The organism is Streptomyces sp. NPDC056161 (genome assembly GCF_042268025.1).
Classification (GTDB): domain Bacteria; phylum Actinomycetota; class Actinomycetes; order Streptomycetales; family Streptomycetaceae; genus Streptomyces.
The window spans coordinates 1-25,994 of the sequence record NZ_JBHJUV010000039.1 but is presented as its reverse complement, the minus strand read 5'-3'; the positions used below and the strand labels follow the sequence as shown (position 1 = coordinate 25,994).

General features: G+C 71.3%; 14 protein-coding genes, 1 tRNA gene and 1 rRNA gene. 4 read left to right on the top strand and 12 right to left on the bottom strand.

The features are described from left to right. The first annotated feature begins 17 nt into the window (after positions 1-17). From ACFC09_RS30620 to ACFC09_RS30610, 3 genes are all read left to right on the top strand, one after another. The gene (locus tag ACFC09_RS30620) at positions 18-5,216 is read left to right on the top strand and encodes an ATP-dependent helicase (protein ID WP_376533588.1); all 5,199 of its coding nucleotides are present in this window, start codon (positions 18-20) and stop codon (positions 5,214-5,216) included. A gap of 446 nt (positions 5,217-5,662) precedes the next feature. After that, entirely contained in the window at positions 5,663-6,505 is an 843-nt protein-coding gene (locus ACFC09_RS30615; RefSeq protein WP_376533587.1) for a DNA-formamidopyrimidine glycosylase family protein, read from the top strand. A gap of 32 nt (positions 6,506-6,537) precedes the next feature. After that, positions 6,538-7,302, top strand: a complete 765-nt coding sequence (locus tag ACFC09_RS30610; protein ID WP_376533586.1) for an SDR family NAD(P)-dependent oxidoreductase — start codon at positions 6,538-6,540, stop codon at positions 7,300-7,302. 288 nt (positions 7,303-7,590) lie between these two features. Here the strand turns inward: ACFC09_RS30610 and ACFC09_RS30605 are convergent, their stop codons facing one another. The 9 genes from ACFC09_RS30605 to ACFC09_RS30565 form a co-directional block, all read right to left on the bottom strand. Further along, complete coding sequence (locus ACFC09_RS30605; protein ID WP_376533585.1) at positions 7,591-7,782, bottom strand: hypothetical protein; 192 nt, start codon at positions 7,780-7,782, stop codon at positions 7,591-7,593. A 261-nt stretch (positions 7,783-8,043) separates the two neighbouring features. Next, positions 8,044-8,418, bottom strand: coding sequence for a helix-turn-helix transcriptional regulator (locus ACFC09_RS30600; protein ID WP_351359580.1), 375 nt, complete (start codon positions 8,416-8,418; stop codon positions 8,044-8,046). A gap of 109 nt (positions 8,419-8,527) precedes the next feature. Continuing rightward, positions 8,528-9,073, bottom strand: a complete 546-nt coding sequence (locus tag ACFC09_RS30595; protein WP_376533584.1) for a CinA family protein — start codon at positions 9,071-9,073, stop codon at positions 8,528-8,530. Continuing rightward, positions 9,070-9,813 carry a CDP-diacylglycerol--glycerol-3-phosphate 3-phosphatidyltransferase gene (gene pgsA, locus ACFC09_RS30590; protein ID WP_376533583.1) on the bottom strand — a complete coding sequence of 248 codons (744 nt, stop codon included), beginning with the start codon at positions 9,811-9,813 and terminating at the stop codon, positions 9,070-9,072. Before pgsA ends, ACFC09_RS30595 begins: the two co-directional genes overlap by 4 nt. Continuing rightward, entirely contained in the window at positions 9,810-11,288 is a 1,479-nt protein-coding gene (rimO, locus tag ACFC09_RS30585; protein ID WP_376533582.1) for a 30S ribosomal protein S12 methylthiotransferase RimO, read from the bottom strand. Before rimO ends, pgsA begins: the two co-directional genes overlap by 4 nt. 94 nt (positions 11,289-11,382) lie before the next feature. After that, the gene (locus ACFC09_RS30580; RefSeq protein WP_376533581.1) at positions 11,383-12,225 is read right to left on the bottom strand and encodes a helix-turn-helix domain-containing protein; all 843 of its coding nucleotides are present in this window, start codon (positions 12,223-12,225) and stop codon (positions 11,383-11,385) included. Between the two features lie 281 nt (positions 12,226-12,506). After that, positions 12,507-15,230 carry a DNA translocase FtsK gene (locus ACFC09_RS30575; RefSeq protein ID WP_376533580.1) on the bottom strand — a complete coding sequence of 908 codons (2,724 nt, stop codon included), beginning with the start codon at positions 15,228-15,230 and terminating at the stop codon, positions 12,507-12,509. Positions 15,231-15,352: 122 nt separating this feature from the next. Beyond that, positions 15,353-16,039, bottom strand: a complete 687-nt coding sequence (locus tag ACFC09_RS30570) for a two-component system response regulator (RefSeq protein ID WP_376533579.1) — start codon at positions 16,037-16,039, stop codon at positions 15,353-15,355. Positions 16,040-16,226: 187 nt separating this feature from the next. Further along, positions 16,227-21,686 carry a HAMP domain-containing protein gene (locus ACFC09_RS30565; protein WP_376533578.1) on the bottom strand — a complete coding sequence of 1,820 codons (5,460 nt, stop codon included), beginning with the start codon at positions 21,684-21,686 and terminating at the stop codon, positions 16,227-16,229. Between the two features lie 416 nt (positions 21,687-22,102). On the opposite strand from ACFC09_RS30565, the gene ACFC09_RS30560 reads away from it, so the two are divergent. Continuing rightward, on the top strand, positions 22,103-24,859 hold the full coding sequence (locus tag ACFC09_RS30560) for a SpoIIE family protein phosphatase (protein WP_376533577.1): 2,757 nt from the start codon (positions 22,103-22,105) through the stop codon (positions 24,857-24,859). A 109-nt stretch (positions 24,860-24,968) separates the two neighbouring features. On the opposite strand, the gene ACFC09_RS30555 is transcribed toward ACFC09_RS30560, so the two are convergent. The 3 genes from ACFC09_RS30555 to rrf form a co-directional block, all read right to left on the bottom strand. Further along, positions 24,969-25,041 (bottom strand) — tRNA-Thr (locus ACFC09_RS30555). 85 nt (positions 25,042-25,126) lie between these two features. Further along, positions 25,127-25,789, bottom strand: a complete 663-nt coding sequence (locus ACFC09_RS30550) for a DegT/DnrJ/EryC1/StrS family aminotransferase (RefSeq protein WP_376533640.1) — start codon at positions 25,787-25,789, stop codon at positions 25,127-25,129. Between the two features lie 114 nt (positions 25,790-25,903). After that, positions 25,904-25,994 (bottom strand): 5S ribosomal RNA (gene rrf / locus ACFC09_RS30545); the annotation flags it as partial.

The following is a 25,994-nucleotide window of genomic DNA, read 5'->3' as shown; positions in this document are numbered from 1 at the left end:
GGGTGCAGGATGGACGCATGGTCAGCTCCGCACATCGAGCCCTCGACGGCTTCTCCCCCGCGACCCGCGGCTGGTTCACGGGGGCCTTCTCCGCGCCCACCGCGGCCCAGGCGGGCGCGTGGCAGGCCATCCGTGAGGGCTCGGACGTGCTGGTGGTGGCCCCGACCGGTTCCGGCAAGACACTGGCCGCGTTCCTCGCCGCTCTGGACCAGCTGGCCTCCGCCCCTCCACCGGCCGACCCCAAGAAGCGCTGCCGGGTGCTGTACGTCTCGCCGCTCAAGGCCCTCGCCGTCGACGTCGAGCGCAACCTGCGCAGCCCGCTGACCGGTATCCGGCACGAGTCCGTGCGCCTGGGCCTGCCCGAGCCGGAGGTGAAGGTCGGCATCCGCTCCGGTGACACCCCGGCGGCCGAGCGGCGAGCCCTGTCCACCCGCCCACCGGACATCCTGATCACCACTCCCGAGTCCCTGTTCCTGATGCTGACCTCGGCCACCCGGGACGCGCTGACCGGCATCGAGACGGTGATCCTGGACGAGGTGCACGCGGTCGCGGGTACCAAGCGCGGCGCGCATCTCGCGCTCTCCCTGGAGCGGCTGGACGAACTGCTGCCCAGGCCCGCCCGCCGCATCGGGCTGTCGGCGACCGTCCGGCCGGTGGACGAGGTGGCCCGGTATCTCTCGCCGCGCCGCAAGGTGGAGATCGTGCAGCCGGAGTCCGGCAAGGAGTTCGATCTCTCCGTCGTCGTCCCGGTGGAGGACCTGGGCGAGCTGGCCGGCTCCCCGGTCGCCGACGGCTCCGACGGTGCGGAGCGGCCGTCGATCTGGCCGCATGTGGAGGAGCGGATCACCGACCTGGTCCAGGCCCACCGGTCGACGATCGTGTTCGCGAACTCCCGGCGCCTCGCCGAGCGCCTGTGCAACCGGCTCAACGAGATCGCCTACGAACGGGCGACCGGCGAGCCCTTGACGGAGCATCACTCCCCCGCCCAGCTGATGGGCGGCTCGGGTGCGGCCCAGGGTGCGCCCCCGGTCATCGCACGCGCCCACCACGGGTCGGTCTCCAAGGAACAGCGGGCCCTGGTCGAGGAGGACCTGAAGGCCGGCCGGCTGCCCGCCGTGGTGGCCACCTCCAGCCTGGAACTGGGCATCGACATGGGCGCGGTCGACCTCGTCGTCCAGGTGGAGTCGCCGCCCTCCGTCGCCTCCGGTCTGCAGCGGGTCGGCCGCGCGGGCCACCAGGTGGGGGCCGTCTCCACCGGTGTGGTCTTCCCGAAGTACCGCGGCGACCTGGTGCAGGCCGCCGTGGTCACCGAGCGGATGCGCACCGGCGCCATCGAGTCGCTGAAGGTCCCGGCGAACCCGCTGGACGTCCTCGCCCAGCAAGTGGTCGCCATGACGGCGCTGGACACCTGGCAGTTCGACGATCTGCTGGCCGCCGTGCGCCGCGCCGCGCCCTTCGCGTCGCTCCCGGAGTCGGCGTTCACGGCCGTCCTGGACATGCTCGCGGGCCGCTATCCGTCCGACGCCTTCGCCGAGCTGCGCCCGCGCGTGGTCTGGGACCGGGTCGCGGGGACGGTCACCGGACGCCCCGGCGCGCAGCGGCTCGCCGTCACCTCCGGCGGCACCATTCCCGACCGGGGTCTCTTCGGGGTCTTCCTCGCCGGCGCGGACCCCAAGAAGGGCGGCGGCAGGGTCGGCGAACTCGACGAGGAGATGGTCTACGAATCGCGCGTCGGAGACGTCTTCACACTGGGCACGAGTTCCTGGCGCATCGAGGACATCACGCGCGACCGGGTCCTGGTCTCCCCGGCGCCCGGTGTGCCGGGCAGGCTGCCCTTCTGGAAGGGCGACCAGCTCGGCCGCCCACTCGAACTGGGCCGGGCCGTGGGCGCGTTCCTGCGCGAAGTCGGCTCGCTCCCCGAGGGCGACGCCCGGCTGCGGCTGCTCGCCGCGGGACTCGACGCCTGGGCCGCGGACAACGTCCTGTCCTATCTGGCCGAGCAGCGCGAGGCATGCGGTCATGTCCCCGACGACCGCACGATCGTCGTGGAGCGCTTCCGCGACGAACTGGGCGACTGGCGTGTCGTCGTCCATTCCCCCTTCGGGGCCCAGGTGCACGCCCCGTGGGCGCTCGCGCTCGGCGCCCGCCTGTCCGAGCGCTACGGCATGGACGCGCAGGTCATGCACGCCGACGACGGCATCGTGCTGCGGCTGCCCGACGCCGATCTGATGGGCCTGGACCTGCTCGACCAGGAACCCGCGAAGGGGTCCACGGCGTACGACGCCGACCAGGCGCCCGTCGGCGCGGCGGACGTCGCTTTCGACAGGGGCGAGGTCGACCGCATCGTCACCGACCAGGTGGGCGGCTCCGCGCTGTTCGCCTCCCGGTTCCGCGAGTGCGCCGCCCGCGCGCTGCTGCTGCCGCGCCGCAACCCCGGCCGCCGTACGCCGCTGTGGCAGCAGCGCCAGCGTGCCGCCCAACTGCTCCAGGTGGCGAGCGAGTTCGGCTCGTTCCCGATCGTCCTGGAGGCGGTCCGCGAGTGCCTCCAGGACGTCTTCGACGTCCCCGGGCTGGTCGAGCTGATGGGCGACATCGAGTCCCGCCGGGTCCGCCTGGTCGAGGTCACCACCCCCGAACCGTCACCGTTCGCGCGTTCCCTCCTGTTCGGCTACGTCGCCCAGTTCCTCTACGAGGGCGACTCCCCGCTGGCCGAACGCCGGGCCGCCGCCCTGTCCCTGGACTCACGGCTGCTGGCCGAGCTGCTGGGCCAGGCGGAGTTGCGCGAACTGCTCGACGCGGAGGCGCTGACCGAGCTGGAGCGGGAGCTCCAGTGGCTCACCGAGGACCGGCGGGTCAAGGACGCCGAGGGCGTGGCCGACCTGCTGCGGCTGCTAGGACCACTCACCGAGGCCGAACTGGCCGAGCGCGGCGCCGACCCGCGGTGGGCAGGGGAACTGGCCGCCGCCCGCCGGGCCATCCGGGTCCGGATCGCCGGAGCCGATCACTGGGCGGCGGTCGAGGACGCGGGCCGGCTGCGCGACGCCCTCGGCACGGCGCTGCCGGTGGGGGTGCCCGAGGCATTCACCGAACCGGTCAAGGATCCGCTCGGCGACCTCCTGGCCCGGTACGCCCGCACCCACGGCCCGTTCACGTCGGCGGCCGCGGCGGCCCGCTTCGGACTGGGCGTTGCGGTCACGGAAGGGGCCCTCCAACGGCTCGCCGCGGGCGGCCGGGTCGTCCAGGGCGAGTTCCATCCCGCGGGGATCGGCCAGGAGTGGTGCGACGCGGCCGTGCTGCGCAGGCTGCGCCGGCGTTCCTTGGCCGCGCTGCGGCACGAGCTGGAGCCGGTGCCGCCGCCGGCGCTCGCACAGTTCCTGCCGCAGTGGCAGCACATCGGGAGGGGGCACGGTCTGCGCGGCGCCGACGGACTGGTGCGCGCCGTCGAGCAGTTGCAGGGCGCACCCGTCCCGGCGTCCGCCCTGGAGAAACTGGTCCTGCCGTCGCGGGTGGCGAACTACACCGCGTCGATGCTCGACGAACTCACCTCGACCGGCGAGGTCGTGTGGGCGGGAGCGGGGGCGCTGCCCGGCAAGGACGGCTGGTTGTCGCTGTATCTGGCGGACGCGGCCCCCCTGCTCCTGCCGCCGCCCCACCCCCTGGAGCCGACCGCGCTGCACCAGTCGGTACTGGACGCCCTCTCCGGCGGGTACGGCCTGTTCTTCCGGCAGATCGCCGACCAGGTCCGCGCCACCACGCACCCCGACGTCACCGATCCCCAACTGGCCGACGCCCTGTGGGACCTGGCCTGGTCCGGGCGGCTGACGAACGACACGCTGACCCCGATGCGGTCCCTGCTGGGCTCGGGGCGCACGGCGGGCTCCACGGCCCACCGCGCCAAGCGCACGGTCCCGCGTGGCCGCTACGGCTCCCTGACGGCCGCCGCCCGGCCCGTCTCCCGGGCCGGCCCGCCGACCGTCGCGGGCCGTTGGTCCCTGCTGCCGCAGCGCGAGCCCGACCCCACCGTGCGCGCCCACGCCCTGGCCCGCACGCTGCTCGACCGGCACGGCGTGGTGACTCGCGGGGCGGTCGCCGCCGAGGGCGTGGAGGGCGGCTTCTCGGCCGTCTACCGGATCCTGTCCGCGTTCGAGGAGAGCGGCCAGGCCCGGCGCGGCTATGTCGTCGAGGGGCTGGGCGCCGCGCAGTTCGCGATGGACGGCGCCGTGGACCGGCTGCGAGCGGTGGCCAACGCCCGGGAGCGCGGCGACGGCCTGCCCGCCGCGCCCGGCTCCGGGGACGGCGGCCGGGGACTCGCATGGGGCGACGCCCCTGGCTTCGGCCCCGACGACTTCCCAGGCGCGGACGCAACGTGGAACGACAGTTTCCCGGGCCCCGGCACACCCGCGAACGCCCCCTTCACGGACACCTCCCGGGCCCCCGGCCCAACCGGGAACAGCGCGCTCCCGAACTCCGGCGGACCCGGGACCGACCCCTCGCCCACCGCCTTCGACCAGGCCCCCGCCGCCTCCGGCCCGGCTCCCGCCGATCTCGATCCGACCACCACCGGATGGGACACCGAGAACGGAACCGGCAGGATGGGCGAGCCCGACCCGGACGACGTATTCCCCTGGCCGACGGGCCATCGCACCGCCCCGGGGGACTACGTCTCCCCCAAAGACCTCAGAGATCACCGAGACCCCAGGGAGCCGGCCTCACCGGGGTACGGCGGTCCGCGAGGCAGCCAGGCCCTGCCGTACGGGTACGGCGAACGCCGTCCTCGTACCCCCGCCTTCACCTCCGACCGGCGTCCCCCTACGTCCACCGCCGACGGCCGGGCGGTCGTCCTGGCCGCCGCCGACCCGGCGAACGCCTACGGATCGGCCCTCCCCTGGCCCGAGCCACCGACCGGGGCCGGGCACAAACCGGGCCGCAAGGCGGGCTCACTGGTGGTCCTGGTGGGCGGCGAGCTGACGCTCTACATGGAGCGCGGCGGCAAGACCCTGCTGGCCTGGCCCGCCGGTGCGGACACCGACCCCGCAGACGACCCGCGTCTGCACGCCGCCGCGGACGCCCTGGCGGCCGCGGCCCGTGCGGGTGCGCTCGGCACGGTCACGGTGGAGCGGGTCAACGGCGCCTCGGCCCTGACCTCCCCCATCGGCGCGCTGCTGGAAGGAGCCGGTTTCGTGGCGACCCCGCGCGGCCTACGCCTCAGGGCGTGATCCGCGGGGCACCGAGCGAACGGACGAGGGATCGACCGCCACACCCCCAGTGCCGTGCGCCCCGCCACCCCCGTGCGCCCCACCGCCCCCTGTCGACCACAACACCACCACCCCCGTGCGCCCCACCGCCCCCTGTCGACCACCACACCCCTGAACATCGCCCCGCCGCTCTCGCCGTGCACGACACCACCACTGACCGTCCCGACCTCTGACCGTCCACCACGCCACCACTGCCATCCACTCCCGCCGTCACGGCCTCACGGTCCGCCCCCCACTCTCCTGACCATCCACCTCACCCCGGCGATGAACTCCGCCCAGCCACCGCTAACCGTCCGCCACACCACCACCGCCATCCTTCCCACCACCCATGCCACGCCATCCCACGCCATCCCACGTCACACCATCCGCCCCCGACACCCCCGCCGCCCCCGTGCCACCCTTGACCCATGCCCGAAGGTGACACGGTCTGGCAGGCCGCGAGGCGGTTGCACGGCGCGCTCGCGGGGCGGGTGCTGACCCGCAGCGACCTGCGGGTGCCCAGGTACGCCACGGTCGATCTCACCGGACGCACCGTCCTGGACGTCATCCCGCGCGGCAAGCATCTGCTCACCCGTATCGAGGGCGGCCTCACGCTGCACACGCATCTGCGGATGGACGGCGCCTGGCAGGTGTACGGCGAAGGTCGGCGCTGGAGCGGCGGCCCGGCCCACCAGATCCGCGTCATCCTGGGCACCGGGACGGACACCGCGGTGGGCTACCGCCTCCCGGTCCTGGAACTGCTGCGCACCCCCGACGAATCCCGCGTCGTCGGCCATCTGGGCCCCGACCTGCTCGGCCCCGACTGGGACCCGGGAACGGCCCTCGCCAACCTCCTCGCCGACCCGGCACGGCCCCTCGGCGAGGCACTGCTCGACCAACGCAACCTGGCCGGCATCGGCAATGTCTACAAGAGCGAACTCTGCTTCCTGCTCGGTGTCACCCCGTGGCTCGCGGTGGGCGCCCTGCCCGAGGACCGTGCCGCGCAGTTGCCCGCCCTCGCGAAGCGGCTCCTCGAAGCCAACCGCGACCGGCCGGTCCGCGCCACCACGGGCCGGCACGGCCAGGACCTCTTCGTCTACGGTCGCGCGCCCCGCCCATGCCTGCGCTGCCACACCCCGGTCCGGGTGGCCGGCCAGGGGGACGGCTCCCGGGAGCGCCCCACGTACTGGTGCCCGAACTGCCAGCGGGGCCCGGCCCCCGCGCCGGGTTCTGCCCAGGCCCGCGGTATCCGTCCCCTTACCAACAATTGACGAACCGTCAGAAACGCTCGTACGGTCGCTGCATGCCCGTCAAGGCGTACGACCTCACCGGACGCACCGCATTCGTCACCGGCGCCGCGAGCGGCATCGGCCGGGCCTCCGCCGTACTGCTCGCCGAGGCGGGCGCCACCGTGCACTGCGCCGACCGGGACCGGGCCGGCCTGGACGAGACGGCCGACCTGGTCAAGGCCCGGGGCGGCACCGCCCGCGTCCATCGACTGGACGTCACGGACCGGGCGCGACTGCGGGAGGCCGTGCGGTCCTGCGAGCGGTTGGACGTTCTGGCGGCGATCGCCGGGATCATGCACAGCAGCCCGGTGCTGGAGACCCGTGACGAGGACCTCGACCGGGTACTGGCCGTCAATTTCAAGGGCGTCCTCCACGCCTGCCAGGAGGCGGCACGCCTGATGCTCGACCGCGGCTCGCCGGGCAGCATCGTCACCATGGCCTCCGGCGCCGTCGACACCGGCGGCCCCGGGCTGCTCTGCTACGGCGCGGCGAAGGCCGCCGTGGTGCAGCTCACAAAAACCCTGGCGACCGAGGTCGGACGGCACGGCATCCGGGTCAACGCGGTCGCACCCGGCTGGATCCGCACGCCCATGACCGAGCGCCACGACCACGCGGCGCAGACCCACACCGAGGCGCTGATGTCCCGCAGGGCGCCGCTGGGCCGGGTCGGCACGGCGGAGGAGATCGCGCACGCCGTGCTGTACCTGGCGTCCGACGCGTCGTCGTTCACGACCGGCCAGATCCTGCGTCCGAACGGTGGCGTCGCGATGCCCTGGTGACATCACCGGCCCGCCAGGCGGCCACCCACCGCTCCGGCCCGACGGCTCCCGCGGCGGACGCCTTCGGCATGCAGTGCACCGGCAGCAGGCTCAACCCCCACCCGCCCGCCGCGACGGCACCTTCCAGAGCGCCCACGTCCGCTCCGAGCACGATGCGCACGACGGCCCACGCCCACACCGCGCCGAGCCCCGCAACCATCCCCCAGCACACTGTCCGCCGCACCATGGGCCCACCTCCAGCCGGACGCTAGAACGCCGCCTCACCCGCCGTGCAGGCGCATGGACGGCTCACCGATGCAGCACCGGACCACACACGGTCGGCCACCGGGCCGACGGGCCGTCGCCGAGGGGTCCGCCATCCGCCGGCGGCGGGCCGACCGTCGGCAGGCCGACGAGGACGCCGTGCGGCGCCTCGGCCACGGTCCCGGGGTCCGCGTCCGGAAGCGGGCTCCTGTCCGACAGCAGGCTCTCGACGTACATGCACAGCCTCCGTAGCCTCCGTCGGCTCACCCGATCCGAACACGATCCAAATCCGGACCTGCTCCAAACCCGATCTCGATCCGCCCCTCCACCATGACCGCCCCGCCCAATACCGGCAAATGGACGCAAAGGAAACACCGACGGCCTAGGACGCACAGCAGGTACACAGGGCGGAGGCCCTGGCCATGCCCTCCGGGTCTTCCCGGAAGGGCCCGGCCAGGGCCTCCCACGTTTCGCGTTACAGGGCCATGCGTGTGAACGTCACGCGGCGACCACGTCCACCGCCTCGGCGGGCGCCTTGATGGTCACCCGTTCCGGTGGCACACCGGTCACCGAGACGGAACCCAGCATCGGGCGAACCGGCGCGGGCACGGACTCGGTGGCCGCAGCAGACCTGGCAAGCTCGGCGAGGGCGAGTTCGTCGCTCACTTCTCGCATGAGCTCGGACATCCGTACGTCCAGCGCGTCGCAGATGGCGGAGAGCAGTTCGGAGGATGCCTCCTTCTGCCCCCGCTCCACCTCGGAGAGATAGCCGAGTGAGACTCGGGCGGACGAGGAGACTTCGCGCAGAGTACGGCCCTGGCGTTGGCGCTGCCGACGCAGCACGTCACCAAGCAGGCGACGGAGCAGAATCATCGGTGGCTCCCTCCTCGGACCGCGTAGCCGCATCCTTCTCGCCCCACCGTACCGCCTCGCGCCGCGGCCGTGCGGGGAGCGATGTCGTGTTCACTCAGGGCTGCAAACATCAAAACCCCCCGTTCTGTTCCGTATCCTGTGCCCGCTCATTCCCGGTCTGTTCGCCCGCAAGCTCCTTCAGAAGCAGTGCGAGTACGCTCCGTACACTCTCCATACGAATTTCCGCACGTCGGCCGTTCAACCGCAGGGCCTCCACTTTTCCGCCACCGGCAGAACCGGATCCTGGTCCGTGGGGCCCGTCGACGGCCACGAACACCGTGCCCACGGGCTGCCCGTCCTGCGGTTCGGGCCCGGCCACGCCGGTCGTGGCGATGCCCCAGTCGGCACCCAGCGCCTTGCGCACCCCGGCCGCCATCTGGGCCGCGACCTGCGGATCCACCGCCCCTGTGCGGGCCAGCAGACCGTCGTCGACGGCCAGCAGCCGGTGCTTCAAGTCGGTGGCGTAGGCGGTGACCGATCCCCGGAACATCTTCGAGGCCCCGGCGACCGCGGTGATCTCGGCCGCCACCAGCCCGCCGGTGAGCGACTCCGCGACGGCGAGCGTCTCGCCCCTCACCGTGAGTAGTCGCACCACGTCGGCTGCCTCGGAGTTCACGCTTCCGAATCCTCCAGCACCGCCGTGCGCTCGGCCACTCCGCGCCTGCGCAGCACAATGGCCTGTCTCACATAGTCGAGTCCGGTCGCGACGGTCAGCACCACCGCCGCCGCCATCACCCAGAACCTCAGGCTGGCCAGCCAGCCCGTCAACGCCAGCACGTACATCCCCACGGCCACGCCCTGCGTGAGCGTCTTGAGCTTGCCGCCGCGGCTTGCCGGGATGACGCCGTAGCGGATGACCAGGAAGCGCAGCAGGGTGATGCCCAGTTCCCGGCCGAGGATGACGATCGTCACCCACCAGGGCAGGTCACCCAGCGAGGAGAGACAGATCAGCGCGGCCCCCATTATCGCCTTGTCGGCGATGGGGTCGGCGATCTTCCCGAAGTCGGTCACCAGGTCGTAGGTGCGCGCCAGGTGGCCGTCGAACAGGTCCGTGATCATGGCGATGGCGAACGCGGCCCAGGCCAGCGAGCGCCACGCCGGATCGTAACCGCCGTCGGCCAGCATCAGCGCCACGAAGGCGGGGACGAGGAGCAGCCGGAGCATGGTCAGCAGGTTGGCGACGTTCCAGACGCTGGCCTGGTCGACGGCCGCGGCCGCCAGCTTCCCGGCACGCGCGGGCAGCGTGCCGCCCTGCGCTCCGGATGCCGCCGTGCCCGGGAGTCCCTCGCCCGCGGAGGCCGGAGCCCCCTGCGGGCCGGAGGGCCCGCCCGCGGCGGATGCCGGGGCTCCCGTCATCTGCCCGCCTCCTCACTACACGCGAGCGAGCCCTGCAACGGCTCGGCCACCAGGTCGACACCTTCCGTACCGACCACTTTCGCCTCGACCATACGACCGACACTCAGGCCCGCGCCGCTCGTGAGCAGCACTTGGCCGTCCGTCTCCGGCGCCTGGTGCGCGCCGCGGCCGTACGGCCCGTCCTCGGCGTCCTCGTCGACGGACTCGACCAGCACCCGCACCGTCTCGCCCACGCGTTCCTCGGCCCGCTGCGAGACCAGTTCCTCGGCCAGCCGGGAGATGTGCGCGAGCCGTTCGGCGACGACGTCCTGGTCGAGCTTGTCGTCGTACGTTGCCGCCTCCGTGCCCTCCTCGTCGGAGTAGCCGAACACCCCGATGGCGTCCAGCCTGGCGTGGTTCAGGAAGCGCTCCAGCTCGGCGAGGTCGGCCTCGCTCTCGCCGGGGAAGCCGACGATGAAGTTGGAGCGCACGCCGGCCTGCGGGGCCTTGGAGCGGATGGTGCCGAGCAGTTCCAGGAAGCGGTCGGTGTCACCGAATCGGCGCATGGCGCGCAGCACACCGGGCGCGGAGTGCTGGAAGGACAGGTCGAAGTAGGGGGCGACCTTCGGGGTGGAGGTCAGCACGTCGATCAGCCCGGGGCGCATCTCGGCCGGCTGGAGGTAGCTGACCCGCACCCGCTCGATGCCGTCGACCTCGGCCAGCTCGGGCAGCAGCGACTCCAGCAGGCGGATGTCGCCCAGGTCCTTGCCGTACGAGGTGTTGTTCTCGGAGACCAGCATGATCTCCCTGACGCCCTGCTCGGCCAGCCATCGCGTCTCGTTCAGCACATCACTCGGACGGCGTGAGACGAAGGAGCCGCGGAAGGAGGGGATCGCGCAGAAGGAGCAGCGCCGGTCGCAGCCGGAGGCCAGCTTGACCGAGGCGACCGGCGAACCGTCCAGGCGGCGGCGCAGGGGCGCCCGCGGGCCCGAGGCAGGGGCGACGCCCTCCGGCAGGTCGGCGGGTCCGTGTCCGGGCAGGGCGACCGAGGCGGCCGACTCCTGGCGCTCGGCGGGGCTGATCGGCAGCAGCTTGCGCCGGTCGCGCGGGGTGTGTGCGGCGTGGATGCCGCCGTTCAGGATGGTCTGCAGCCGGTCGGAGATGTCCGCGTAGTCGTCGAAGCCGAGCACGCCGTCCGCCTCGGGAAGGGCCTCGGCCAGGTCCTTGCCGTACCGCTCGGCCATGCAGCCCACCGCCACGACGGCCTGTGTTCTGCCATGTCCCTTGAGGTCGTTGGCCTCAAGGAGGGCATCGACGGAGTCCTTCTTGGCGGCCTCGACGAAGCCACAGGTGTTGACCACGGCAACGTCGGCGTCCGTGGCGTCCTCGACGAGCTGCCAGCCGTCCGCTTCCAAACGGCCTGCGAGCTCCTCGGAGTCCACCTCGTTACGGGCGCAGCCGAGTGTGACGAGTGCGACGGTACGGCGTTCAGGCATGCGCTCAAGACTACTTTGTCTCACTGACAGCCCACGCCGACGGGGTTGGCCGATCATGGCCAACCCCGTCTTCGCACGCCCTCCCGGAAACCGGCTAGCCGATCGCGGGGTCGCCCTTGGTGTAGGTGAGGCGCTCGACGGCGCCCGGCTTGAAGTCGTCCTGGATCTTCTTGCCGTTGACGTAGAGCTGGACGGCCCCGGCGTCGCCGAGGATGAGGTTGACCTTCGAGCCGTCCTGGAAGGTCTTGGAATCGCCCTTCTCCAGCAGGCCGTCGAACAGCATCCGGCCGTTGTGGTCCTTGGCCGAGATCCAGCTCCGGCCGTCGACGGCGCTCACCTGGACGGTCACCTTGTCCTGCGGGGCGGCCGCGATGGCGCTGTCGGACGGCGCGGGCGTCTGCTCCTCGGACCTGGTCTTCGTCGGCGTCGGGGAGGCGGGGTTGCTGGTCGCGGCCGTGGCGCCCTCGGCGACCTGCGCCTTGTCGCCGTTTCCGCCGTCGCCGCCCTTGAAGGCGGTGAAGCCGACGAAGCCGACCACGGCGACGATCGCGGCGACCATGGCCGCGGTCCAGTTGGGCCCGCGCCGCTCCGGGCGGATGCGTTCCGCCTCGAAGAGCGGGGCGGTCGAGGTGGGCGCGGGCCGCCCGCCGTGCTCGGCGTCGTACCGGGCGATCAGCGGGGCCGGATCGAGGTGCACGGCCTTGGCCAGGGTCCGGATGTGCCCGCGGGCGTACACGTCGCCGCCGCACGGGGCGAAGTCGTCGGCCTCGATGGCGTGCACGATGGCGTTACGCACCCGGGTGGCGCTGCTGACGTCATCGACCGTCAGCCCGGCCGCGATGCGCGCCTGGCGGAGGGTACGGCCGACGGAGACTCGGGATTCCTCGGACACGTCTGGGAACGGACGCTCGTCTTCAGGGGAGTTGCCGATGGACACGGGGGCGCCTTTCGAGCGTGTAGCCACCTGTGCTGGAAATTCAGTCTAGGGGGGGTACGAAAGGGTGGGGCAACCGGGCGGTAGGACTTTGTACGCCATCGGTATGGCCGGTCATCCCGATGACGGGCCGGGCCCGGACCCCGGACGGGACCCGCGCCTGGCCACTCGCTCAACTTGACGTACCACAAAGGGAAACGGTTGCTCGCCGATCTCTAACGGGTGGATCACGGTCATGCCCCGCCCGGCTGAATCCAGACCGCCGAACGGGCCCTTCCCTGTCCTTAGGACTCCCCGCGGATCACGGCGAGCACGCCGTCCAGCTCGTCGGGTTTCACCAGAACGTCCCGGGCCTTGGATCCCTCACTGGGCCCGACGACACCGCGGGACTCCATGAGGTCCATGAGCCGGCCCGCCTTGGCGAACCCGACGCGCAGTTTGCGCTGGAGCATCGACGTCGATCCGAACTGCGTGGAGACGACCAGTTCGGCCGCCTGGCAGAGCAGGTCGAGGTCGTCGCCGATGTCCTCGTCGATCTCCTTCTTCTGCTTGGTGCCGACGGTGACGTCGTCCCGGAAGACGGGCGCCATCTGGTCCTTGCAGTGCTGGACGACGGCCGCGACCTCTTCCTCGGTCACGAACGCGCCCTGCATACGGGTGGGCTTGTTCGCGCCCATCGGCAGGAACAGGCCGTCACCCTTGCCGATCAGCTTCTCGGCGCCGGGCTGGTCGAGGATGACCCGCGAGTCGGCGAGCGAGGAGGTGGCGAACGCGAGCCGGGAAGGCACGTTCGCCTTGATGAGTCCGGTGACCACGTCGACCGAGGGGCGCTGGGTGGCGAGCACGAGGTGGATGCCGGCGGCGCGCGCGAGCTGGGTGATGCGCACGATCGCGTCCTCCACGTCGCGCGGCGCAACCATCATCAGGTCGGCCAGCTCGTCGACGATGACCAGCAGGTACGGGTACGGCTGGAGTTCCCGCTCGCTGCCCTCCGGCACCTTCGCCTTGCCGCTGCGGACGGCCGCGTTGAAGTCGTCGATGTGCCGGTAGCCGAAGGCCGCCAGGTCGTCGTAGCGCAGGTCCATCTCGCGCACCACCCACTGGAGCGCCTCGGCCGCCCGCTTCGGGTTGGTGATGATCGGCGTGATCAGGTGCGGGACGCCCTCGTAGGCGGTCAGCTCGACGCGCTTGGGGTCGACCAGGACCATCCGGACGTCCTCCGGGGTCGCCCGCATCAAGATCGAGGTGATCAGGCAGTTGATGCAGGACGACTTGCCGGAGCCGGTGGCGCCGGCGACGAGCACGTGCGGCATCTTCGCGGTGTTCGCCATCACGTAGCCGCCCTCGACGTCCTTGCCGAGCGCGACCAGCATCGGATGGTCGTCCTCGGCGGCCTCCGCGAGGCGCAGCACGTCGCCGAGGTTGACCATCTCCCGGTCGGTGTTCGGGATCTCGATGCCGACCGCGGACTTGCCGGGGATGGGGCTGATGATCCGCACGTCCGGGCTGGCGACGGCGTACGCGATGTTCTTGGTGAGCGCGGTGATCCGCTCGACCTTGACGGCGGGGCCCAGCTCGACCTCGTAGCGGGTGACCGTCGGCCCGCGGGTGAAGCCGGTGACGGCCGCGTCGACCTTGAACTCCGTGAAGACGTTGGTGAGCGAGGCGACTATGGCGTCGTTGGCCGCGCTGCGCGCCTTGCCGGGGCCGCCGCGGGTGAGGAGGTCGAGCGAGGGCAGCGAGTAGGTGATGTCGCCGGACAGCTGGAGTTGCTCGGCGCGCGGCGGCAGGTAGCGGATCTCCTCGGGGGCCGACTTGGTCAGGTCGGGTACGACCGCGTCGGTCTCCAGCCGCTCCTGCTTGGGCCGCGCGGCCGGGACGGGGGTCGGGACCGGCGTCGGGGTGGTCTCCTCGCGGTCTCCCACGCTCACGCCCTGGGTGAGGCCGGCGACCAGCGGCGAGGGCGGCATGCCGTGCATGACGGCGCCGTCGAGGTCGGCCGCTGCCGCCGCGGCGATGTCGACGGCGTCCAGCCGCCGGTCCATCGCGGGCTGCGGCACCGCGGAACGCCTGGGACGGCCCCGCCGCTTGGAGAGGGCCTCCTGTTCGGCTCCCTCGGGGTCGTACGCCGGGGAGCCGCCCCGGCGGCCATGGGGGCGCGCGGGCAGGGCGTCGCGCCATTGCTGCTCGTAGCGCTCGTCGTCCTCGGTGGCGCCCTCGTCCTGTGCGTCCTGCGGTTCGTGCAGCACGCCGAGCCGGACGCCGAGCGTCCGCAGTCGCTGCGGGATGGCGTTGACCGGGGTGGCCGTGACGACGAGCAGCCCGAAGACGGTGAGCAGCACGAGCAGCGGCACGGCGAGGACATCGGTCATGGTGTACGACAGCGGGGTCGCCGCCGCCCAGCCGATGAGTCCGCCGGCGTCCCTTATCGCCTGCATCCCGTCGCTGCGGGCGGGCGAGCCGCAGGCGATGTGGACCTGCCCGAGCACGCCGATGAGCAGCGCGGACAGGCCGATCACGATACGGCCGTTGGCCTCCGGCTTCTCGGGATGCCGGATGAAGCGCACGGCGATCACCGCGAGCAGGATCGGCACGAGCAGGTCGAGCCGGCCGAAGGCACCGGTCACCAGGATCTCGACGAGGTCACCGACCGGGCCGCGCAGATCCGCCCAGGTGCCGGCGGCGACGATCAGCGCGATGCCGAACAGCAGCAGTGCGACACCGTCCTTGCGGTGCGCCGGGTCGAGGTTCTTCGCGCCCTGGCCTATCCCGCGGAAGACGGCGCCGACGGCATGCGCGAGCCCCAGCCAGAGCGCCCGCACGAGCCGGTAGAGACCCCCGGTTGGGCTCGGTGCCGGCTTGGGCGCGGGCTTCTTCGCCGCGGCCTTCTTGGCGGGCGCCTTCTTGGCCGGTGCCTTCTTCGCGGCGGCCTTCTTCGCCGGGGCCTTCGCCTGAGCTGCCGCCTTCTTGGCGGGCTGCTTCTTCGCTGCGGAGGGACGTGAGGCCATGGATGTGAGATTACCGGGGGAGACGACGGTGGACACGCGTGCCCAGTGCTTCACCCGTTCGTGTCGCCCTTGCCGAGGCACAAAACTGACGCCCGCTCATGCGACCGCGGACCGGGCGGGCGTCAGTTCTGTGTCGGCAGCGTCGGGGCACCGCCGCCGGTTCCGGGCTCCAGGGCGTCGAGCGCCCGGCGCAGCCCCGTCAGTTTGCGTTCCAGATGGGCGGCCGTGGCCACCGCCGCCGCGTCCGCGGATTCGTCGTCCAACTGCTTGGACAGCGCCTCGGCCTGCTCCTCCACGGCCGCGAGCCGCGCCGACAGCTCGGCGAGCAGCCCCGCGGGCTCCTTGCCGGGTCCGCCGACCGCGCCCTTGCCGCCGCCCTCCAACTGGAGCCGCAGCAGTGCCGCCTGCTCGCGCAGCTGGCAGTTCTTCATGTAGAGCTCGACGAACACCGAGACCTTCGCGCGTAGCACCCACGGGTCGAAGGGCTTGGAGATGTAGTCGACCGCGCCCGCGGCATAGCCCCGGAAGGTGTGGTGCGGGCCGTGGTTGATCGCGGTCAGGAAGATGATCGGGATGTCCCGGGTCCGCTCCCGCCGCTTGATGTGCGCCGCGGTCTCGAAACCGTCCATGCCCGGCATCTGGACGTCCAGCAGAATGACCGCGAAATCGTCCGTGAGCAGTGCCTTGAGCGCTTCCTCCCCGGACGATGCCCGCACCAGTGTCTGATCGAGCGCAGAGAGGATGGCCTCCAGCGCCAGCAGATTCTCCGGCCGGTCATCGACCAGGAGGATCTTGGCCTTCTGCACCATGGCCCGCCCTCCTCGCCCCGGCGGTACACCGGGCGCCACCCCTGGGGACGACTCCCTTGCGCCGCCCGTCCTTGTGCCGGTCATGGTAGCCGCACCCCGCCCGTCGCCACACCCTGTCACCGCGATGTCACTGTGCACATAGCAGAAACGCCGCGGGAGACCGGAAGGTTCCCCGAAACCCACACCATCACACGGTCTCCTCTTGCATCCACTGATGCATCACCGACAGCAGATGGTCCGGGTCGACCGGCTTGGTGACGTAATCGGACGCCCCGGACTCGATCGCCTTCTCCCGGTCGCCCTTCATCGCCTTCGCGGTCAGCGCGATGATCGGCAACCCGGCGAACTGCGGCATCCGACGGATCGCGGTCGTCGTCGCATAGCCGTCCATCTCGGGCATCATGATGTCCATCAGGACGACCGCCACGTCGTCGTGCTGCTCCAGCACCTCGATGCCCTCACGGCCGTTCTCGGCGTACAGCACGGACAGGCCGTGCTGCTCCAGGACGCTGGTGAGGGCGAAGACGTTGCGGATGTCGTCGTCGACGATCAGCACCTTCTCGCCGCCGAACCGCACGCCACGGCGCGGCTGCGGGGCGGCCTGCTGCTCCGGGGCCGGCCGCGGCTCGGGCCGCTGGTCGATCTCCGGTGTGCCCCTGCGGCGGCGCCGGAAGAGGGCGGCGGCGCCGTTCTGCGTCTCCTGGTACGACTTCACCTCGGCCGGCGTCTCGATCTCCGCCGCGGACAGCTCGGACAGCTGGTCCTCGGACGAGATCAGGTCGCTCACCTGTAGCACCGGCACCGACTGCTGGTAGCCCTGCGGCGGCAGTTCGCTCGGGTGCAGCGGCAGGTACAGCGTGAACGTCGAACCGCGGCCCGGCTCGCTCTGCGCGTGGATCTCGCCGCCGAGCAGCTGCGCGATCTCCCGCGAGATGGACAGCCCGAGGCCCGTACCGCCGTACTTGCGGCTGGTGGTGCCGTCCGCCTGCTTGAACGCCTCGAAGATGACCCGCATCTTGCCGGCCGCGATGCCGATCCCGGTGTCGGTCACCGAGAAGGCGATCAGCTCCGCGTCCGCGTCGGTGAGCGAACCGGCCTCCAGCAGCTGCTCCCGGACCCCCACCGGGACGTCCGCACCGGCCGTCCGGATCACCAGCTCGACCGACCCGGAGTCGGTGAACTTCACCGCGTTCGACAGCAGGTTCCGCAGCACCTGCAAGAGGCGCTGCTCGTCCGTGTGCAGCGTGGCCGGCAGCTCCGGGGAGACCCGTACGGACAGGTCCAGCCCCTTCTCCGCGGTCAGCGGCCGGAACGTGGCCTCCACGTAGTCCACCAACTGGACGAGCGCGATGCGCGTCGGGGAGACGTCCATCTTGCCGGCCTCGACCTTCGACAGGTCCAGGATGTCGTTGATCAGCTGGAGCAGGTCGGAGCCGGCCCCGTGGATCGTCTCGGCGAACTCGACCTGCTTCGGCGTGAGGTTGGAGTCCGCGTTGTCGGCGAGCAGCTTGGCGAGGATCAGCAGCGAGTTGAGCGGGGTGCGCAGTTCGTGGGACATGTTGGCCAGGAACTCGCTCTTGTAGCGCATGGAGACCGCGAGCTGCTCGGCGCGCTCCTCCAGGACCTGCCGCGCCTCCTCGATCTCGGTGTTCTTGACCTCGATGTCGCGGTTCTGCTGGGCCAGCAGCTCGGCCTTCTCCTCCAGCTCGGCGTTGGACGCCTGGAGCGCCTTCTGCCGGTTCTCCAACTCGGCCGAACGCTCCCGCAGTTGCTCGGTCAGCTCCTGCGACTGCTTCAGCAGCACCTCGGTCTTGGTGTTCACCGAGATGGTGTTGACGCTGGTCGCGATCATCTCGGCGATCTGGTTGAGGAAGTCCTTCTGGATGTGGGTGAACGGCGTGAAGGACGCCAGCTCGATCACCCCGAGCACCTTGCCCTCGAACAGCACCGGCAGCACGATCACCTGCGCGGGCGGCGCCTCGCCGAGCCCCGAGGAGATCTTCAGATAGCCGCTGGGCGCGTTCTCCACCAGGATCGTGCGCTTCTCCTCGGCGGCCGTCCCGATCAGCGCCTCACCGGGGCGGAACGACGTCGGCATGGAGCCCATCGAATAGCCGTACGAACCGAGCATGCGCAGCTCGTACGCGTCCTCGTTCGCGGCGTTCCGGTCCTTGCCGTCGACCGTCGGCATCGCCAGGAAGAACGCGCCGTGCTGCGCGGAGACCACCGGCGTCAGCTCGCTCATGATCAGCGAGGCGACGTCCTCCAGGTCGCGACGGCCCTGCATCAGCGCCGAGATACGGGCCAGGTTGCCCTTGAGCCAGTCCTGCTCCTCGTTGGCGATGGTCGTGTCACGCAGGTTGGCGATCATCTTGTTGATGTAGTCCTGCAACTCCTCGATCTCGCCGGACGCGTCCACGTCGATCTTCAGGTTCAGGTCGCCCCGGGTCACCGCGGTCGCCACCCGCATGATGGCCCGCACCTGCCGGGTCAGGTTCCCGGCCATCTCGTTCACGGACTCGGTCAGGTCCCGCCAGGTCCCGTCCACGTCACGCACGCGTGCCTGCCCGCCCAACTGGCCCTCCGTGCCCACCTCGCGGGCGACCCGGGTGACCTCCTCGGCGAAGCTCGACAGCTGGTCGACCATGGTGTTGATCGTCGTCTTGAGTTCGAGGATCTCGCCCCGGGCGTCGATGTCGATCTTCTTCGTCAGGTCGCCCTTGGCGATGGCCGTGGTGACCATGGCGATGTTGCGGACCTGGCCCGTCAGGTTCGACGCCATCTGGTTCACCGACTCGGTGAGGTCCTTCCAGGTGCCGGCCACGCCCGGGACGTGCGCCTGCCCGCCGAGGATGCCGTCCGTGCCCACCTCGCGGGCCACCTTGGTGACCTGGTCGGCGAACGAACTCAGCGTCTTGACCATCGTGTTGATGGTGTCGGCGAGCTGCGCCACCTCGCCGCGCGCCTCGATCGTCACCTGGCGCGTCAGGTCGCCGTTGGCGACGGCCGCCGAGACCTGGGAGATGTTGCGCACCTGCATGGTCAGGTTGTTGGCCATCAGGTTCACGTTGTTGCTGAGGTCCTTCCAGATGCCGGTGACACCCGGCACGTGCGCCTGGCCGCCGAGGATCCCCTCGGTGCCCACCTCGCGGGCCACCCGGGTCACCTGCTCGGCGAAGGACGACAACTGGTCGACCATGGTGTTGACCGTGGTGACCAGTTCGAGGATCTCGCCCTTCGCGTCCACGGTGATCTTCTTCGACAGGTCGCCCTTGGCGACCGCGGTGGTGACCTCGGCGATGTTGCGCACCTGGATCGTCAGGTTGTTCGCCATGAAGTTCACGGACTGCGTGAGGTCCTTCCAGGTGCCCGCCACCCCCTGCACCTCGGCCTGGCCGCCCAGCATGCCCTCGGTGCCCACCTCGCGCGCGACGCGGGTGACCTCCTCGGCGAACGACGACAGCTGGTCGACCATCGTGTTCAGGGTGTTCTTCAGCTCCTGGATCTCCCCGCGCGCGTCCACGGTGATCTTCTGGGACAGGTCGCCCCGCGCCACCGCGGTGGCCACCTGCGCGATGTTGCGGACCTGGGCGGTGAGGTTGCCGGCCATGCCGTTCACCGAGTCGGTCAGGTCACGCCACACGCCCGCCACGCCGGGTACCTGGGCCTGCCCGCCGAGGCGGCCCTCGGTGCCCACCTCGCGGGCCACCTTGGTGACCTGGTCGGCGAAGGCGGAGAGCTGGTCGACCATCGTGTTGATGGTGTTCTTCAGCTCCAGGATCTCCCCGCGCGCGTCGACGTCGATCTTCTGGGACAGGTCGCCCCGCGCCACCGCCGTCGTCACCTGGGCGATCTGCCGCACCTGGGACGTCAGGTTGCCCGCCATGAAGTTGACGGAGTCCGTCAGCTCCTTCCAGGTGCCCGAGACGCCGTCCACCCGGGCCTGACCGCCGAGGCGGCCCTCGGTGCCCACGTCCCGGGCCATCCGGGTCACCTGGTCGGCGAAGCTCGACAGCTGGTCCACCATCGTGTTCACGGTGTTCTTCAGCTGGAGCATCTCGCCGGAGACGTCGACCGTGACCTTCTGCGACAGGTCGCCGTTCGCCACTGCCGTCGTCACCTGGGCGATGTTGCGGACCTGACCGGTGAGGTTGCGGAAGGCGGTGTTGACCGAGTCGGTGAGGTCCTTCCAGGTACCCGCCGCGCCCGGCACCTGCGCCTGGCCGCCCAGCTCGCCCTCGACCCCGACCTCCCGCGCCACCCGCGTGACCTCGGCACCGAAGGCGGAGAGCTGGTCCACCATCCCGTTGACGGTGTTCTTCAGCTCCAGCATCTCGCCGGCCACGTCCACGGTGACCTTCTGCGACAGGTCACCGCTCGCCACCGCCGTCGTCACGGCGGCGATGTCCCGCACCTGGGTGGTCAGGTTCCGGAACACCGTGTTCACGGAGTCCGTGAGGTCCTTCCAGATCCCCGCGGCACCCGGCACGTTCGCCTGGCCGCCGAGCCGGCCCTCCGCGCCGACCTCGTTGGCCACCCGGGTGACCTCGTCGGCGAAGATCCGCAGCGTCTCGGTCATCTGGTTGATCGTCTCGGCGAGCTGCGCGACCTCGCCGCGCGCCGGGACGGTCACCTTCCGCGACAGGTCACCGTTGGCGACCGCGGTCGTGACCTGCGAGATCCCCCGCACCTGGGCGGTCAGGTTGCCCGCCATGGTGTTGACCGAATCGGTCAGTTCCTTCCACACGCCGGCCACTCCGGACACCTGCGCCTGACCGCCCAGGATGCCCTCGGTGCCCACCTCGCGCGCGACCCGCGTCACCTCGGACGAGAACGCGGAGAGCTGCTCCACCATCGTGTTGACGGTGTTCTTCAGCTCCAGCATCTCACCGGCCACATGGACGGTGACCTTCCGTGACAGATCACCGCGCGCGACCGCCGTGGTGACCAGCGCGATGTCCCTGACCTGCGCGGTCAGCTGCCGGGCCATGGTGTTGACCGAGTCCGTGAGGTCCTTCCACGAACCGGACATGCCGCGCACCCTGGCCTGGCCGCCCAGCTTGCCCTGGGTGCCGACCTCGCTGGCCACGCGCGTGACCTCGTCGGTGAACGTGGAGAGCTGGTCGACCAGATTGTTGACGGTCCGTCCCACCCGCAGGAACTCGCCCCGCAGCGGATGCCCCGTGCCGTTCGGCCCGTGCGTCCGCAGTTCCATGCGCGGCGACAGGTCGCCCTCGGCCACCGCGGTCAGGACCCGGCCGACCTCCGAGACGGGCCGTACGAGATCGTCGACGAGCGCGTTCGACGCGTCGATGGCCGCCGCCCAGGAGCCCTCGCAGGCCCCCGTCTCCAGCCGCTCCGTGAGCTTTCCCTCACGTCCGACCATGCGCCGCACCCGGGACAGCTCGCCTGTCAGGTGCATGTTGCGCTCGGCGACCTCGTTGAACACGGCGGCGATCTCCGACATCACCCCGTCGCCGGACACCGTGAGCCGCTTGCGGAAGTTCCCGTCGCGCATGGCGACGAGAGCCACGAGCAGCCGGTTCAGGGCGGCGCCGTCCACCGTGGCGGTGCCGCCCTGCTTTCCCTGGGAGCGTCCGCCTTTCGCGCGCGTCTCAGTGCTCCGCGTCGCTGCGCCAGACTCCACTGTGTCCCTCCCGCAGGGGTCGACCTTCACTGCTGTGTTCGGGTACCACCGCTCGGCGTACCAATTACTGCGGCGTACCGGTGTTCCGGCGTACCGCCTACTGCTGCAGGGTCTTTCTGCCAGATGTGATCCGCCCGCACCAAGGGCTGCTTGCCCCCCGTGCACAGAACACACCCAGCCTGCCCGGACCTTCACAAGAAGCTTGCCCAGTGTTTCACCCCCACCGAACCAGGCCATAACAGTTCGGCAGCTTCGCACATCGTCCGCACACCCGGGGGGCGTAAACACCGGCAACCGGCATCCGTCCGGACCGCGAAGGTAAGTAACCTTGCATGCGGCTGTCCAGCCGCACCGGTCCGACCGGCCTGGGCGGTGGGACGAGCACGAGCGGGCATCGGAGGGGCGGCCGCAGAACCATGACCACCGGACTGATCCCCGGGGGACAGCCCCCGGACCGGCCGAAGGACACGCGGATGCCGCAGCAGCGGCGCGAGCGGACCGGCCACGCAGCCCTTTCCGTCGACAACCGGCCGAGGAGTTCAGTGATCACCGCGCGCGCGGCCGCCAGTTTCGAGCCCGTGGGGCGATCCGTCGCGACCGCCCGGTCCTTCGTCCGCGACACCCTCCAGGGCTGGGGCTTCGCCGACATCGTCGACGACGCCGTGGTCCTCACCAGCGAACTGGTGACGAACGCCGTGGTGCACGCGGGCACGCAAGCGGACGTGCTGTGCCTGCGCACCGAGGAAGGCGTACGGATCGAGGTCGCCGACCGCTACCCGGAGCGCGAGGTGCCCCTGCAGAGCGCGGCGGTCACCATGGGCAGCCCGGACCGCGAGGGCGGGCGCGGACTCCAACTGTGCGCGGCCCTGGCCGACCGCTGGGGCGTCGACTACACGCCGACGCACAAGAACGTCTGGTTCCAGCTCGACCCGCCCGAGCGCCCGGTCGGCACCCGTACGGCCGGCCCGTCCCTGCCCGCCGACCTGCTGCCGCTCGCCGACGGCCGGGTCCGCGTGGCGGTCGTCCAGATCGACCGTGAGGGCGCCGTCACGTCCTGGAACGAGGACGCCGGGGAACTCTTCGGTTACACCGCCGACCAGGTCACCGGCAAGCCCCTGACCGACCTGGCGGCCTGGCCGCACACCCCCGGCACCAGCACCGGCATCGCGGAGGCGCTGCGCCTCTCCCGCTGGGAGGGCAGTTACGGTATCCGCGGCGCCGACGGCCGGGTCACCCCGGTGTACGCCTCCCACCTGCGGGTGCGCGACACGGGCGGCGAGCCGTCCACGGTCTGCCTCCTGGTACGGGACCACGAACGCGCCGTCCTGCAGACCCCGTTGCGCGGCCCGGCCGCCGACACTCCCCCGGCCGCCGACGGCCAGGGCGCCGACCCCTTCGAGGTCTTCATCGGCTCGCCCGCCCCGGACGACCTCGACGGACTCCTCCAGCGCACGGTGGAGCGCGCCCGCGACATGCTCGACGGCGACTCCGCCTTCCTGCTCCTGGCGACCGACGACGAGACGGAGTTGGAGGTCCGGGCCTCCACCGGACTGCCCTCGGCGCGTCAGCGCTTCGCACGCGTGCCCGTGGAAGCAGGACCCGGCCGCTACGGCTCGGCCCGGATGCCGGCCGTCCACGACGACCTCGCGGCCGTCCCGGGCGCCGCACCGCTGCTGGACGGCACCGGCATGCGCTCGGTGGTCACCGTCCCGCTCAAGGTGGAGGGCCGCCTCACGGGCTCCCTCGGCGTCGCCGCGGAGGCGCCCCGCAGGTATTCCAACGAGGAGGCCCTGCGCCTGCAGTTCGCCGCCGACCGCATCGCCCTGGCCGTCGAATCCGCCCGCCTGGGCGAGCTGGAGCGGCTGCGGCGCGGCTCGCTGAGCTTCCTGGTGGAGGCTTCCGACCTGCTCGCCGGCACGCTCGACCGGGACCAGACGCTCGCCCTGATGGCCCAGATGACGGTGCCGACCCTGGCCACGTGGTGCGCCGTCTACACCATCGCCGACCAGGCGTCGGAACCGTACCTGTCGTACGTCCTGCACGAGGACGAGGAACTCATCGACGGCATCAAGTCGTTGCTGTCGAAGGTCCCGCCGCCGGACCCGGTACCGACCCCCGGCGCCCGGGTCTGGACGGCCCCCGCCGAGGTGGCCCACCAGGCGGCCCTGCGCACGTCCATGCGCAGCCTCGGCCTGAGCGGCGGCCGACCGCCGCAGCAGCTCTCGGCCGGTATCGGCCCGACGCTCGCCACCGCCTCCGCGGTGGGCGGCGAGACCGTCGTCCTTCCGCTCGTGGCCCGCAACCGCGTCATCGGCATGCTCACCCTGGGCAAGCCGACCGACGAGCACTTCCGGCAGGAAATCCTGGAGCTGGCCGAGGACTTGTCCCGCCGGGCCGCCCTGGCCCTGGACAACGCCCGCCTGTACTCGGAGCGCACGGCCATCAGCCAGTCCCTCCAGCGCAGCCTCCTGCCGCCGGGCCTGCCGCAGATCGACGGCGTGGAGGTGGAGGTCATCTACCGCGCGGCCGGCGAGGGCAACGAGGTCGGCGGCGACTTCTACGACCTCTTCCCCATCAGCGACGGCGCCTACGGCTTCGCCATCGGCGACGTCTGCGGCACGGGCCCCAACGCGGCGGCGGTGACCGGCCTGGCCCGGCACGCGCTGCGGCTGCTGGCGCGCGAGGGCCTGAGCGGCCCCACGGTCCTGGAGCGCCTGAACTCGGCCATCCTCGACGAGGGCGCCCGCAGCCGGTTCCTGACGCTCCTGTACGGCGAGATGCGCCCACAGCCGGACGGCAGCGCGGAGTTGAAGGTGGTGTGCGCGGGCCATCCGCTCCCCCTCCGGCTCCGCCAGGACGGCACGGTGGAGGCCGCGGCCGAACCACAGCCGCTGCTCGGCGTCATCGAGGACCTGGAACTGTACGAGGAGACGGTCACCCTCGACCCGGGCGACGTCCTGCTCTGCGTCACGGACGGCGTCACCGAACGCCGCGAGGGCGCCCGCATGCTGGGCGACGACGGTCTCGCGGACGTCCTCACGACGTGCACGGGCCTCACGGCCGGCGCGGTCGCGGCGCGCATCATGCGCGCGGTGGAACGCTTCGCGTCCGACGCGCCGTCCGACGACATGGCGATCCTGGCGATGCGCGTCCCGGGCCTGCAAAAGGACTGAAACGGCCGGAAAGTCCGAAGAACACGGAGACTCCGGAGAACACGGCACTGGAAAACCCGGGAAAACGAGAAAGGGTCCCACCCGACCGGGTGGGACCCTTTCTCAGCGGAGCCCCCAAACGGAATCGAACCGTTGACCTTCTCCTTACCATGGAGACGCTCTACCGACTGAGCTATAGGGGCCAGTTGCCTTTTCGAGGTTTCCCCCGGCAACGGAAGAGAGCATACCCCGAACGGAGCCGCGCTCCCAAATTCGTTCGGTGCTCGTTCAGAAGGCGGGCTGAAGCAGCCCGCCGAGCACATTGCACGCGGACACGATCCGCTGCATGTCCCGCTTGGTCAACGAGGCGTCCACGGGCAGCGCCAGCGTCTCGTCCGCGGCCCGCTCGGTCTCCGGCAGCGACACGCACCGGCGGAACTCGGGCAGCCGGTGCACGGGCGTCTTGACCGGCACACGGCACTCGACTCCCCTGGCCCGCACGGCGCGGGCGAAGGCGTCCCGGTCCGGCCGGCCGTTGCCGGGCACGCGCACGACGTACTGCTGGAAGGTGTGCCCGTCTCCGCCGTCGGGGGTGCGTACGCCGCGCAGCTTGGCGTCGAGATAGGCGGCCCGCTGCCGCCGCTGGGCGACCTCGTCGTACGGCACTTCGGTCTCGGCCCGCTCCAGCACCAACAGCCCGTGTCGCTGTCCGATGCCGTGCAACCGCGTCAGGTCCGCCCGCCGTCCGAAGCGGTGGACGACGACCACCGCCGCGGTACGGGACGTCACCGCGGCCTCCACCGCACAGACGTCGAGGCAGTACGACACCGGGTCTATGTCGGCGAACACCGGAAGTGCACCGACGAGGCCCACAGCCTCGGTGACCTCGACGTTCCCGAAGGCCGGCACGATGACCTCGTCGCCGACTCCGACACCGGCGGCGCTGAGCATGGCAGCAGTACCCATGTGCTGGATGCTGGGCGGGCAACGTGAACGTCACGTTACGGCAAACAAAAAAGGGTTGGTCCTTGAATCGAATTCAAGGACCAACCCTTTTCAATATTAGTTCGGCGGCGTCCTACTCTCCCACAGGGTCCCCCCTGCAGTACCATCGGCGCTGTAAGGCTTAGCTTCCGGGTTCGGAATGTAACCGGGC